This window comes from Novosphingobium sp. TH158 (genome assembly GCF_002855555.1).
Taxonomy (GTDB): Bacteria; Pseudomonadota; Alphaproteobacteria; order Sphingomonadales; family Sphingomonadaceae; genus Novosphingobium.
In genome coordinates, this window is record NZ_PKRT01000001.1 from 2560648 (window position 1) to 2573668 (window position 13021).

14 protein-coding genes are annotated in these 13021 nt (G+C 67.5%); 1 reads left to right on the forward strand and 13 read right to left on the reverse strand.

What is annotated here, in order from left to right:
* Positions 1-7 precede the first annotated feature (7 nt).
* Genes C0V78_RS12640 through C0V78_RS12660 form a run of 5 tightly spaced genes read right to left on the reverse strand, consistent with a single transcriptional unit; the run spans position 8 to position 4914 of the window.
* On the reverse strand, positions 8-601 hold the full coding sequence (locus tag C0V78_RS12640) for a FliH/SctL family protein (RefSeq protein ID WP_101798034.1): 594 nt from the start codon (positions 599-601) through the stop codon (positions 8-10).
* Positions 594-1622: a flagellar motor switch protein FliG gene (gene fliG, locus C0V78_RS12645; protein ID WP_101798035.1), complete on the reverse strand. Its 1029-nt coding sequence runs from the start codon at positions 1620-1622 to the stop codon at positions 594-596. The genes C0V78_RS12640 and fliG overlap by 8 nt, the downstream gene beginning before the upstream one ends.
* Positions 1619-3259, reverse strand: a complete 1641-nt coding sequence (gene fliF / locus C0V78_RS12650; RefSeq protein WP_101798036.1) for a flagellar basal-body MS-ring/collar protein FliF — start codon at positions 3257-3259, stop codon at positions 1619-1621. The genes fliG and fliF overlap by 4 nt, the downstream gene beginning before the upstream one ends.
* Before the next feature lie 3 nt (positions 3260-3262).
* Positions 3263-3625, reverse strand: a complete 363-nt coding sequence (fliE, locus tag C0V78_RS12655; protein WP_173843396.1) for a flagellar hook-basal body complex protein FliE — start codon at positions 3623-3625, stop codon at positions 3263-3265.
* A complete protein-coding gene (locus tag C0V78_RS12660; RefSeq protein ID WP_101798037.1) occupies positions 3622-4914 on the reverse strand; it encodes a sigma-54-dependent Fis family transcriptional regulator in 1293 nt (430 codons plus the stop codon). The genes fliE and C0V78_RS12660 overlap by 4 nt, the downstream gene beginning before the upstream one ends.
* Positions 4915-5157: 243 nt before the next feature.
* Here C0V78_RS12660 and C0V78_RS12665 point away from each other — a divergent pair, with 243 nt between their 5' ends.
* On the forward strand, positions 5158-5982 hold the full coding sequence (locus C0V78_RS12665; protein ID WP_101798038.1) for a flagellin: 825 nt from the start codon (positions 5158-5160) through the stop codon (positions 5980-5982).
* A gap of 409 nt (positions 5983-6391) precedes the next feature.
* On the opposite strand, the gene C0V78_RS12670 is transcribed toward C0V78_RS12665, so the two are convergent.
* The 8 genes from C0V78_RS12670 to C0V78_RS12705 form a co-directional block, all read right to left on the reverse strand.
* Positions 6392-6802, reverse strand: coding sequence for a nuclear transport factor 2 family protein (locus C0V78_RS12670; protein ID WP_101798039.1), 411 nt, complete (start codon positions 6800-6802; stop codon positions 6392-6394).
* 123 nt (positions 6803-6925) lie between these two features.
* Entirely contained in the window at positions 6926-7765 is an 840-nt protein-coding gene (locus C0V78_RS12675; protein WP_101798040.1) for a flagellar motor protein MotB, read from the reverse strand.
* A gap of 3 nt (positions 7766-7768) precedes the next feature.
* Positions 7769-8632, reverse strand: coding sequence for a flagellar motor stator protein MotA (motA, locus tag C0V78_RS12680; RefSeq protein ID WP_101798041.1), 864 nt, complete (start codon positions 8630-8632; stop codon positions 7769-7771).
* Between the two features lie 31 nt (positions 8633-8663).
* A complete protein-coding gene (locus C0V78_RS12685; protein WP_101798042.1) occupies positions 8664-9584 on the reverse strand; it encodes a flagellar biosynthesis protein FlgL in 921 nt (306 codons plus the stop codon).
* A 13-nt stretch (positions 9585-9597) separates the two neighbouring features.
* Positions 9598-10935 carry a flagellar hook-associated protein FlgK gene (gene flgK / locus C0V78_RS12690; RefSeq protein ID WP_101798043.1) on the reverse strand — a complete coding sequence of 446 codons (1338 nt, stop codon included), beginning with the start codon at positions 10933-10935 and terminating at the stop codon, positions 9598-9600.
* Between the two features lie 3 nt (positions 10936-10938).
* Positions 10939-11253 (reverse strand): rod-binding protein, encoded by a 315-nt coding sequence (locus C0V78_RS12695; protein ID WP_101798044.1) that lies wholly within the window; start codon positions 11251-11253, stop codon positions 10939-10941.
* On the reverse strand, positions 11253-12341 hold the full coding sequence (locus C0V78_RS12700) for a flagellar basal body P-ring protein FlgI (RefSeq protein ID WP_101798045.1): 1089 nt from the start codon (positions 12339-12341) through the stop codon (positions 11253-11255). Before C0V78_RS12700 ends, C0V78_RS12695 begins: the two co-directional genes overlap by 1 nt.
* A gap of 8 nt (positions 12342-12349) precedes the next feature.
* A complete protein-coding gene (locus C0V78_RS12705) occupies positions 12350-13021 on the reverse strand; it encodes a flagellar basal body L-ring protein FlgH (protein ID WP_173843398.1) in 672 nt (223 codons plus the stop codon).

Consider the following 13021-nt stretch of genomic DNA (forward strand, 5'->3'; position numbering starts at 1 on the left):
ATGGTGTTCAGCACGATTCAAAGGCCTCGGCCAGGGCCACGCGCCATTGCGCGGGGCCATCCTCGACCCCGCCGCTGGAGCTTTCCACCCGCAGGTGGCCGCGCGCCAGCGACGGGTCGCCCTGTACTGTCCACTGCTGGTCAAGCTTTCCGGCCACCAGCTTGAGATCGTCGGGATGAAGGCGGATCACCCGCTCGTCATCGGCCCGGGCAAGCATGGCGACGGCGCGCTCCACCCGTGCGGCCAGCGCATCGGGATCGAGCGCAAAGGGCACCAGCGTCGCCTCGCACAAGGCCATTACCGTATCGACCATGCGCTGGCGCAGGTCTTCTGCCATCTCGGCATCGAGCCGGGACAGTGAGAGACCAAGCGCCTCACGCGCATCGGCATCGGCCTGGGCCTGCGCTGCGGCTTCTGCCCGTGCGCTTTCGATCCCGGCGGCAAAGCCATCGGAGAAAGCGAGGGCAAGCGGGTCTTCGGGCTCGGTCTCGGGTTCGATGGGCGGCAGGGGTTCCGCGAGGGGGCCGGGCGGGGCAAAGCGCCGGTCCTGCCGGAAGCCCGCCGCTTCCCCGCGTCCGGCGAGGGCGGCAAGGCTAGACATATTCGTCGTCGCCCCCGCCCACGCCGAAGACGATCGTGCCTTCGGCGGCCAGTTTGCGGGCGATGCCGACGATGGTCTTCTGCGCGGCCAGGACATCGGCCATCTTCAGGCGTCCCCGGCTGGCGATCTCGTCCTTCACGCCATCGGCGGCGCGGCTCGACATGGCGCGGAAGAACACCTCGCGCGATTCCTCGTCGATGCCCTTGAGCGCATCGATCAGCACGTCGCTTTCGACATCGCGCAGCAGCGCGCCCATCGATTGCGGATCGAGCACAAACAGGTGCTCGAACTTGAACATCTCGTTCTCGATTTCCCTGGCGAGGCCTTTGTCGAGCTTGCCGATCTCGGGCATCACGCGCTTTTCGACAGACTTGCCGGCACCGTTGATCAGGTCCGCCGCCTCGCGCGGGCCGCCCATGGCGAGCGGGGCATTGCCGTGGCTCTCGCGGATGCGGGTGGAAAGCAGGTCTTCCAGCATCTGCAATGCCTCGGGTGCGACCGGGCCAAGGGTGGCGATGCGGTGGACGACTTCGGGCTGCACGCCGGCGGGCAGCTGCGACAGCACTTCGGCAGCCACTTCCGGATCGAGCTGGACGAGCAGCACGGCGATCGCCTGGGGGTGCTCGTCACGCACCAGCGGCAGCAGCGACTGCGGGGTAAGCCAGCGGGCAAGTTCCAGCGGGCTGGGCGGGCGCTGGTCCGGCACGATCCGGGCCATCAGGTTGTCTGCCTTCACATCGCCGACGGCGCGGGTCATCAGGTTCTTCACCTGCCCCAGCCGGTCATGCGCGCTCAGCCCCAGCTTCTCGGTGCGGGCAACGAAGCTGGTGATGGCATGGGCGATCACCTCGGGCCCGATCTCGCCCAGCGCGCACATCTTTTCGCCCAGCAAGCGCAGTTCGGCGGGCTCAAGCCGGGCAAGCAGGCCGGCGGCCTGATCGTCGTCCAGCACGATCATCATCACGGCAGCGCGTTCGGCATCGCCGAGGGCCTGGGGGTCGATTGCGGCGGCCTCGCTCATGCCTTGCCCTCCTCGGCGGGCTTGAGCATTTCGCGCAGGGCCTCAACCGCCTGGTCGGGCCGTTCGGCAACGATCTGCTGCGCCATCGAAACCTGCCGGCCAAGCAGCGCCGCATCGATCGCGCCGGTGACGGGATCCTTCACCTGCGCCACGGCGGCCTCTGCCTGCTGCTCGATGCTTGCGCCGGTCGGGGGGAGCTGCGCGGCCGGGGCCGGATCGCGCTTCAGCGCGCGGACCAGCGGCTTCACACCGAGAAGCAGCACGAGCAGCACGCCCAGCAAGGCAACGCCATAGCGCACAAGGGTAAGGAACCAGCCTTCCTGATAGAATGGCGGCGGTTCTACCGGCGGGGCATCGAAGTTGCGGACCATCACCGCCACCTGGTCGCCGCGCTGGGCGTCGGCACCCACAGCGGCGCTGACCAGCGCCTTGATCTGGTCGATGTCCTGTTGCTTGGCCTTCTTCATCGCCGCGCCAGAAAGCGCGACGGCGACCGACAGCCGCTTGATCTTGCCCGGCGCGCCATTGGCGACGGCAACCTCGCGGCCCAGTTCATAGGTGCGCGTGGCAGAGCTTTCGCCACTCGTCTGGGGCGTTGCCGGCGTGGCAGGCGTGCCTTGCGGCGGGGCCGGGACGGCAGTCGTAGCCGGCGGCGGGGTGTTGGACAGGACGCCCGGCACACCGGTTGCCGGCTGGGTCGCGCCCGATTGCGAGGCCGCCTGCGTCTCGGTGCGCAGCACGCCTTCCTTGTCATAGCTTTCGCGCGCGGAGGTGACCTGGTCCATGTCGAGCTCGACCTGGACCTCGTTGGTGAAATTGCCCTGTCCCAGCATCGGGGTGAGCAAGGCATCGAGCTGGCTGCGCAGCTTTTCCTCAAGCTGGCCCTGCATCTCCAGCCGTTCGTTGCCGCCCGCGTCCTTCGCGGTCAGCAGCCGGCCATGCTGGTCCACCACCCGGACCGAATCGGGCGACATTCCCGGCACCGATCCCGCGACGAGGTTGACGATGGCCGCAACCTGGCTGTCGCCCAGCGTGCGCCCGCGGGCAAGGCGGACCATGACCGAGGCGGAAGGCGGCACGTTTTCGCGCACGAAGACAGACTTCTCCGCCTGCGCCAGATGGACGCGCACGGCTTCCACGCCTTCGATTTCCATGATCGAGAGTGTCAGTTCGCGCTCGCGGGCAGAGCGCAGGTGCTCGCCCTCCAGCGTTCGGCTGGCGCCCATCGGCAGGCTGTCGAGCCCGGCGGCGGCAGGCGAGGCAAGCGCGCCGTCCTCTGCCACCAGCATCCGCGCGCGGTAGAGATCGTCCTCGCCCACGGTCAGCGTGCCGGTCTGGTTGTCGATGGCATAGCCGATCTGCGCCTTGTCCAGCGCGGCAACCACCTTGGCACGCTCGCCGTCGCTGAGTTCGGAGTAGAGCACGCGCTGCGGCGCGGGGGCGAGCGTGGCCCAGGCCAGCGCGGCCAGGCCTATACCGGCGATGCCGCCGAACCACGGCAGCATCCGGCGCACCGGTCCCTGCGCGGTAAAGCTCTTCAGCCGGGTCAGGGCCGGGCCGCCTGCCGGGTCGGTAAGCGGGGCAATGATCGACGGGGCGGGCGCAGTGCCTGCCGCTGCGGGGGCAAGGTCAGCCATTCATCACACTCCCATCCGCATGATGTCCTGATAGGCGGAGAGCAGCCGGTTGCGCGTCTGCAGCGTGGCTTCGAAGGCGACCGAGGCTTCCTGCCGGGCCAGCATCACCTTGGCGACATCGGTCACCTCGCCGCGCTGGTAGGCTTCGGTGATCGATTCCGACTTCGCCTGGGTTTCCTTCACCGAATCGAGCGCGTTCCTGAGCGCGCCGGTAAAGCCCTCGGCCGGACCGGCTGCGCCCGTCTGCGCGGTTTCGGGAGCGGCCGTCTTGACCTGCTGGAGCAGGTTGGACCGGTCGATGATCTGCTGGCGCATGGCCAGGATCGACTGGATCCCGCCACCGCCGCCAATGCCACCGATGCTCATCGCCGGGCACCCGCAGCATTGGCGGCCACCGCGATGCCGGCCTCACGGAACGAGGCGAGGCGATAGCGCAGCGTGCGCTCGGAAATGCCCAGCTGGCGTGCCGCTTCCACCCGGCTGCCGCCGACCGATGAGAGCACCTCCATGATCGCACGCGCCTCGTGCATCTGGACAATGTTGGAAAGCTTGCGTCCGCCGCCGGCGGGAATCGGGACGGGAGTGCTTCCCCCGGCGACGGACGATGCCTCGACCAGCCTTGCGGCGCTGTCGAAGTGGATGTGTTCGGGCCCGATCATGGCCTGCCCCTGGGCAAGCAGAAGGGCGCGGCGGATGACGTTTTCCAGCTCGCGCACGTTGCCCGGCCAGCCGTGGTGGCGCAGCATGGCGAGCGCGGCATCCGAGAGCCACGGCGCCGGCAGGCCCTGCGGCGCATGGCGCAGCAGCAGTGCGAAGGCCAGCGGGGCCACGTCCTCGCTGCGTTCGCGCAGCGGCTTGAGCGCGAGGGGGAAGACGTTGAGGCGATAGAACAGGTCGGCGCGGAAGCGGCCTTCCTGCACTTCCAGCGGCAGGTCGCGGTTGGCGCAGGCGATGATCCGCACGTCAACCTTGATCGGGCGGGTCGCGCCGATGGGAACCACCTCGCCCTCCTGCAGCGCGCGCAGCAGCTTGGCCTGGAGCGGCAGGGGCATCTCGGCGATCTCGTCGAGCAACAGGGTGCCGCCATCGGCCGCGCGGAAGAAACCCTCGCTGGAACCCTGCGCGCCGGTGAAGGCGCCCTTCTGGTGGCCGAACAGCAGCGCCTCCAGCATGGTCTCGGGCATGGCGGCACAGTTCACCGCGATGAAGGGGCCGTCCTTGCGCGGGCTGCGGGCATGGATGAAGCGGCTGAGCACTTCCTTGCCGGTGCCGGTCGGGCCGTTGATCAGGACCGGGATCTCGCTGGCGGCGAGTCGCTCGGCCAGGGCGAGGATCGACAGGCTCTCCGGATCGAGCGCGATCGGCATGTCGGCCGGGGTGGCGGCGGCGATGAAGGCTGCCAGGGCCGATTCGCTGACCGGGTCCGCATAGGCCAGGACGTGCCGACCGGTGCCCTCGCGCCGGGTCAGCGAAGGGTGCGCGGCACGGGCGAGGGTGATCGCGGCCTTGCCCCCCGGCACGCCGCGCAGTTCCTCGATATCGCAGACAACCGGGGCATCAAGGCCCAGCGGGCTCATGCCCATGACTGCCTGGGCGCGGTGCAGCAGCGGTGCGTGCTGCTTTTGCGCGGCAGAAGAAATTTCCAGTCCCGACATCGAATTCCAACCCCGTCATTAACCATTCGATGGGGCTGTTTTTGGCGGGTGAACGACAAAAGGTTCGGTAATTTAAGGCCTGGCACAAATACTTAGGGGTTTGCCCGTGGAACGGCAGGGCCGGCGGCAAGGGCTTGCCGGCTCCGGCTTAAACTTGCCGGGGCATTGCCGGTCTTTTGCCTGGCAGCAGCGCCGGATGGTCCGGCCCGCTGATCCATCCGGGACTTCACACGGGAGTAAACCATGTCGGTAATCAACACCAATATCGGCGCGCTGCGCGCCGCCAACGCATCGACTCAGGCCGCGAACATGCTCGGCACGGCGATGCAGCGCCTGTCGACCGGCAAGCGCATCAACACGGCCAAGGACGACGCCGCAGGCCTCGCCATCTCCACCTCGATGACCGCCCAGATCAACGGCATGAACCAGGGCGTGCGCAACGCCAACGACGGCATCAGCCTTGCCCAGACGGCAGAAGGCGCGTTGAACGAGGTTACCAACATGCTCCAGCGTGTCCGCGAACTGGCCGTGCAGTCGGCCTCGGGCACTTACCAGAGCGCAGACCGCACCAACATGCAGGCCGAAGTCACCTCGCTCACCACGCAGATCAACTCGGTGCTGACCGACACGAAGTTCAACGGCAACGCCCTGTTCTCGACCACGGCGGGCACGGACCTGACCTTCGACATCCAGGCCGGCGCGAACTCCAGCGACGTGATCACGCTGACCTCGACCGCGATCGACGGCGGCAACATCGACGCCACCGCGCTCGACGTGACGACCGCTGCGCTTGCCACCACGACCATGGCGAACGTCGACCTGGCCCTGGCGGAAGTTGCTGCCACCAACGCAGGCTTCGGTGCAGGCGAATCGCAGCTCCAGTCGGCGGTGAACAACCTCACCTCGAACGCGACGAACCTTTCGGACGCCCGCAGCCGCATCATGGATGCCGACTACTCGACCGAAACCACCCAGATGGCGAAGGCCCAGATCCTCAGCCAGGCATCGACCGCGATGATCGCGCAGGCCAACCAGAGCCAGCAGAACGTCCTGTCGCTGCTGCGTTAAGGCAAGGCTTCCAGGCACCCGTCCCTTCCGGGTGCCTTACCCTGTCCCTGCGGGGCAGGAACTGGCCCGGCGGTCGCCCCCCGACCGCCGGGCTTTCGATTCCGCCGCGCGGGCGAAACGGGCGCTTGAGGTTGACAAGGTTGACACCGTGTAAACCTCACCTCTCGATCGCAAAGCCTCGATTCCTGCGTCGTTGCGACCGCATCACCCGGCAATTGCGCGCAGGAAAATAAAAAACCGGCTGGCCTGGACCAGGCGGAAGGGAGGGAAAGCGGACGATGCGAAAGAGCCTGCCCGACGCGGGGCGGCCTATTCTTTCGCATGGCGGGCGGGGTGTAGGAAAGCGGGATTGCAGGCCTTGTCAGACGGCTCTGAGAGCTTTTGCCAGCAACAGCCCGCCTTCGGGCGCTCAGCCCATTTCCTCGATCATCACCTTGTAGACGCGGGCGGCGAACAGCCACTGGCCGCCCTGCTTGCGCAGCACGTCCTCATAGCGGCCGACCAGCCGGTGCCCGCCCGCTCCGTCCTTGAAGACGAGCCGTTCCTGCGCATAGGACCGGCAGGTGGCGGTATCGCCCGCGATTTCGCAGGAACCGATCTGGCCAAGGAAGCTGGTGGTTTCGACATTGCCCATCAGCCCGTCATAGGTCGCGGCGATGGCGGCCTTGCCCGAGACATCGAAGTAATGGGTCCACCAGCTGGCATCGTCGGTCCAGCAGGCCAGCCAGTCGGCACGGTCCATCCGGCACGAAGCGTCGGTATAGCTGTCGAACAGCTCGCGGATGGCGATGCGGTCTTCGATCGGGCCGGTGAACGGCATGGCAGGCTCTCCCCTGGTTGCCGGGGCGAAGATTGCCTGACTGGAGCGCCAGCGCAAGGCGGCAAACGAAATTGATCGCCGTTGCGAGGGCCTGTGCGCCCTGCGATGGCGGGATGCGCGCGCCTAGTTCGACAGGGTGATGGAGATTCGCCGGTTGCGCGGGTCTTGCGGGTTGTCCTGCACCAGCAGCTCGCGATCGGCGACGCCTTCGATGCGCTTGAAGCGGTTTTCGGCAATGCCGCCCAGCATCAGCGCCTGTCGGGTCGCCTCGGCGCGGCCGGCGGAGAGCGACCAGTTGTTGGCCACCTGCCCGCGCTTCCACGGCAGCGAATCGGTATGCCCGCGCACCGATACCGACCCCGGTTCGGGGTTGAGCGTCTCGGTGATCGCCTTGAGCAGGTCGCGCGCCTGCGGGGTCAGCACGGTGGTGCCCAGCTGGAACATGGCGAACTGGGCATCGTCGACCAGGTCGATGCGGATGCCTTCGGTGGTGTCCACCATCTTCACCTGCCGCGCCAGTCGGCGCAGGGCTTCGGTCTTGTTCAGCTTTTCGGCCAGGACCTGCTTCATCCGGTTCATTTTCTGCACCCGGCCCGCGCCGTCCTTCGAACCCCCGGTGGTGTCGCGCGGGATGGTCAGCGCCTTGGTGCCGGTCTGCCCGGCGCGGTGGGGATAATTGTCCACATCGACGATGGACGATCCGCCCAGCAGGCCGTTGGCCCCGGCGCTTTCCTGCCGCAGCTTGACCAGTGTGGGGGTGAAATAGTCGGCAATGCCCTTGCGCTGCTTTTCGGTCGTCGCGCCCAGCAGCCAGAGCAGCAGGAAGAAGGCCATCATGGCAGTGACGAAGTCCGCATAGGCCACCTTCCACGCGCCGCCGTGATGGCCGCCGGCCACGATGGTGACCTTCTTGACGATGATCGGCGGGGGCAGTTCGTTCTTGCCGCGCGGTGACTTGGCCATGGATCAGCGTCCGCGCAGCGAATCGAGCAGTTCGGACAGGCCGGGCCGGAAGGCATGGCTCAGGCCCGAACGGGCGCTTTCCACCACCAGCGGCTGCGGATAGCCGTGCAGGCTGGCGATCACCACCTGCTTGACCGCGTGGAAGATCTGTTCGTCGGCCTCGATCACCTGCTTCAGGCGACCGGCCATCGGCGCGACCATGCCATAGGCCAGCAGCACGCCCATGAAGGTGCCGACCAGCGCCGAGCCGATCATGCCGCCCAGTACCGAGGGCGGCTCGTCGATCGAGCCCATGGTCTTCACCACGCCCAGCACGGCGGCGACGATGCCCAGCGCGGGAAGCGCGTCTGCCAGCGTCTGCAGCGCGTGCTGCGGCTCGTGCATTTCGTGGAAATGCGTCTTCATCGCATTGTCCATCACTTCCTCTACCGCGTGGACTTCCAGCGTGCCCGAGGAAACGACGATCAGGGTCAGCGTGTCGCAGATCAGGTCAACCAGCGCGTGATTGGCCAGCAGGCGCGGAAACTCGGCGAAAATCGCGCTGCTCTTGGGATCGGTAACGTGGCTTTCCAGCGCCACCGGGCCTTCGGTGCGCAGCAGCTTCATCAGCTTGGTGGTCAGGATGATCGCATCGACATGATCCTGCTTGGTGTGCCTGGGCCCCTTGAAGATCTTGCCGAAGGCACCGCCGATCAGCTTCAGCTCGTGCAGCGAATTGCCCGTAACCGTGGCGCCGATGGCGGCACCGCCGATGATCAGCATTTCGTGCGGGATCGCGTGCATCACGGGCCCCAGCGCGCCGCCGGTCAGCGCAAAGCCGCCGAACACCATGACAAGCAGGATGACGATGCCGATAATGGCGTACATGGATCGGTGGCCCCCCTCGGCCTTCGGAAAATCAGCGCAGCACGTCGAACAGCGAAAGCTGCGCCAGCTTGGCGAAACTTGCCTGGCTGGCTTCCAGAACGGTCATCGTCTGCTGCAATTTAGCCACGGTGGCGGCAATGTCGGTGCCGCCCACCTCGGCTTCCTCGCCGGCGCGCATCTCGTTCATGTCGATGCGCCGCTCGTTGGTCAGCTCGATCCATGCCAGGCGCGAGCCGACGACCGACTGCGCGGTCGATATCTTCTCCAGCCCGGCATCGAGGAGGTCGAGCGAATCGTGCGCGGCGGCCTGCGGATCGGCAGAGCCGCCTTGCAGGGCATCGCCCAGGGTCTTCATCACGGCCATCAGGTCCTGCGGGCCACCCGCGGCGGCAAAGGTCAGGAATTCCGGACCGGTCAGCCCGCGGCTTACGGTCTGCCCGTCGCCCAGCGGCAGCTCCCCGGCGCTGTTCGTGCCGATGTAGGTGGCATTGCCCAGGGCATCGGTAACATAGGCCCCGCCCGCCGCCTCGCCGCCGAACAGCGCGTGGCCGGTGGCATCGCGGCTGTTGGCAAGGCCGATCACGTTCTGCCGGATCGCGGCGATTTCCGCCCCGATCGAGCTGCGCTGCGCCGCGGTGAGCGTGCCGGTCGAGGCTTGCAGCGCCAGTTCCTTGACCCTCGTGACATAGCCCGCGAACGAGGACAGCGCGCCGTCGGTCAGTTGCAGGTCGGATGTTGCGCGCTGCGCGTTGGCGGTGTCGATGGTGGACAGGGCATTGCTGCGCGCCAGCTGGCGCAGGCGCGACGATGCCACCGGATCGTCGGCCGAGGTGGCCAGCCGCTGGCCGCTGGCAAGGTTCGCCTGCAGCTCTTCCGCTTCGGCGCGCAGGCCTTGCAGGCTCATCAGCGAGCGATCGTAGAAGGCGCTGGTGCTGGTGTTGACGATGGTCATGGGATCATGCCTTTCACTTCAGGCCGAGCAGCGTGTCGAAGATGGTTCCGGCGATCTGCATGGCCTTGCCCGAGGCCTGGAATGCCTGCTGGTAGCGCACCAGGTTCACCGCCTCCTCGTCGAGATCGACGCCGGCCTGCGATTCGAGCGCGACGCGGGCGTTGCCGGCGATGGCATCCAGCGCGCCCTGGGTGACTCGGCGGCTCGATACGGTAGAGGATATGTCGAAGATCAGCGCGTCCATCCCGCCCGCCGGATCGGCCGAGGCGAGTGCGGAGCGCAGGGCATCGAGGTTGCCGGGATTGCGGCTGCCCGTGGTCGAACCGGCCGGGGCCGTGGCAAGCAGCGAGCCGTTGGCGAAGGCCAGTGTCATGCCCGATGCGCCCGATCCGGAAAACAGCGGCACGCCCGCCGATCCGTCAAGCGCTGCGCCATTGGCCTGCGCGGCGTTGACCGTCGCCATCAGGCTGTCGGCCACGGCATCGAGCTGGCTGCGCGTTTCGGCCAGCTTGTCGAGCGCCAGCGCCTGTCCGGCCAGCGAGCCGCCGGACAGCGCGACGGAGGCAGCGCCCACCGAGAAGCTCAAGGTGCCGTCGGCAGCTGTCGCCATGGTCAGCGCCGTGGCCGCGCCGCCCTGGACGATCCGCTCGCCGCTGCTGCCCCCCAGGCGCACTTCCACCTGGCCATCGACGGCAAAGGTGGTGGCGATGTTGCCGAAGGTGCTGATCCGTTCGAGCAGGTTGTCGCGCTGGTCGAGCAAGGTGGACTGGTCGCTCGAGGCATCGGAGGCGCGGGCAAGGCGCAGGTTGACGCGGGCCAGTTCGTTGGCGAGCGTGTTGACATCGGCCACCCCTGCGTCGGCATCGAACTGCAGCCCGGCGGAAACCCCGTCCAGCCCGTTGGCGGCGATGTTGAAGGTGCCGGTCATGGTCCGCGCCGCCTCGATCACGCCGGCGCGCAGCGAAGGATCGGTCGGATCGCCGGCGAGCCGTTCAAGCGCGCCCTCGAACTCGACCATGGCGGGAAAGGCGCGGCTCTGCTCGATGGCGGCGGCGATGTTCTCAAGACCGCGAACCTCTGTTCCGGCGCGGGCGGAATCGGCGCCGGTGCGGCGCACTTCGGCCTGGCGGAACATGTCGGCATTGCGGACCACGCTGTCGAGCCGCACGCCCGAGAGCGAAAAGTCCTGCGGGCGGTTGAACGCGCCGGTGCCCGACACTTCCTTGAGGCTGATCGAGCGGCGGACATAGCCCGCCGTGCTGGCGTTGGCGATGTTGTGCGCTGTCACGTCCAGTCCGGTCCGTGCGGCGCGGGTGCCGGAAAGCGCGATGGAGAGAAGATCGGATGCCACGGCCTAGCCCTTCGCCTCCGCCTGCGCCTGCCCCGGTGCGGGCGGGGGCGAGGGCAGGTTGCGCGAAAGCTGCGCCTCGATGATCCGGGCAAAGCCCAGCGCGCCGCTTTGCGAGGCGATCTCGGCAAAGCGTTCGTCCTGCATCTGCTGGAAGGTCTGCGTTGCCTGGCTGGAAAACAGGCCGTCACCAAAGCTGGCGGCTCGGGCCGAGCTCAACATCTGGCGCACGAAGATCGCCTCGAAGGCCTCGGCGGCCTTGTGCAGGCGTTCGCGCTCGGTCGGGGTCTGCGTGGCGAGCGGGATGGGGGAGACCTGCATCACAGCACCACCATTTCCGCCTTGAGCGCCCCGGCTTCCTTCAGTGCTTGCAGGATCTCGACAAGGTCGGACGGGCCGACACCCAGCAGGTTCAGCGCATCGACCACCTTGGAAAGGCTTGCGCCGCCTTTCATCGAGATCAGGTGCGAGCCCTTTTCCTCGGCCTCGATCGCGCTCGATTCCACCTGCCGCGTCTCGCCCCGGCTGAGCGGCGCGGGCTGGCTGACAGAGGGTTTCTCATCGATCCGCACCGTCAGCTTGCCGTGGCTGATCGCTGCGGGGGAAAGGCGCACGGCGGAATTGATCACCACGGTGCCGGTGCGGCTGTTGACGATCACCTTGGCGGGCGTTTCCGCCGGCTGGACCTGGATCATCTCGATCGCGGCGAGCATCGAGGCGCGCGCATTGGCCTCTGCCGGCATGCGGATGGCCAGCGTTACGCCGTCTTCCACCTCGGCAACCGGGCCGAAGCGGGCGTTCACCGCATCGCGCACCCGCGCGGCGGTAAGGAAATCGGCCTGGTAAAGGTTCCAGCGCAGCAGCTCGTCGCGGTCGAACCCGGTGGCGACCGCGCGCTCGACGCTGGCCCCTTCCGGAATGCGGCCGACCGTGGGGACATTGACCGTCAGCTTCGATCCGTCGCGACCGGAAACGCCAAGCCCGCCCACCGCAAGGTTGCCCTGGCTCATGGCATAGATCTGCCCGTCCGCGCCATAAAGCGGCGTCATCACCAAAGCGCCGCCGCGCAGCGACTTGGCCTTGCCGATGGCGGAAACGGTCACGTCGATCTTCTGTCCGGGCTTGGCGAAGGCGGGAAGCTGGGCGGTGATCATCACCGCCGCCGCGTTCTTCAGTCCCGGCGAAACGCCCGGCGGCAATTGCACGCCCAGCCGCCCGGCGGTGCCGCGCATGGCCTGCGTCAGGTATTCGAGGTTGTCATCGCCCGTGCCGTCAAGCCCGACGACAACGCCATAGCCGGTGAGCTGGTTTGAGCGCACGCCCTGGAACGCGCCAAGATCGCGCACGCGCTCGGCATGGGCGGGGGCGACGACGGCGAACAGCAGCGGAAGGACAAGGCGGCGCAGCATGGCGATCCTCAGAACGGCGAAATCATGTTGAAGAAGCGGCTGAGCCAGCCTTCGCGGCTGGCGCGCTGGATCGAACCCTTGCCCGAATATTCCATGCGCGCATCGGCCACCTGCGGCGAACGCACGGTGTTTTCGGCATCGATATCGGCAAGGCGGACGATGCCGGAAAACTGGATCCATTCATCGCCCTGGCTCAGCAACATGCGCTTTTCTCCTTTGACCAGCGCGGTGCCGTTGGGCCGCACTTCGGCGATGGTGACGGCCACGGTGCCCGAAAGGCTGCTGGTCTGTGCGGCGGTGCCGTCTCCCTTGAACGACGATTGCCCGCTGGCTTTAAGGGCATCGGGGTTGAGGAACGACAGCGGCCCGGCGGTGGGCGGGGTGATCGAAAAACCGCCGCTGCGCCCGGTCTTCGATCCGGCGCTCTTGGACGTGGTGGTGTTCTCCACCAGCACGATGGTCAGCGGATCGCCGACCGAACATGCGCGGTTGCCCGAGACAAGCGGGGCATAGCCCGCCGCCGCGTTGAAGATTGCCCCGTCCGCGGGGCGCGGCTGGGCCGGCGATACCGGCAGGGCGGCTTCGAAGCCGGTAATCTTGGGCGCCTTGGCCCGGGCGTTGGCCACGCCGGCGCTCGTGACGAGGAGCAGTGCGGCGACCAGGGCGGCGTTTGAAGGCAT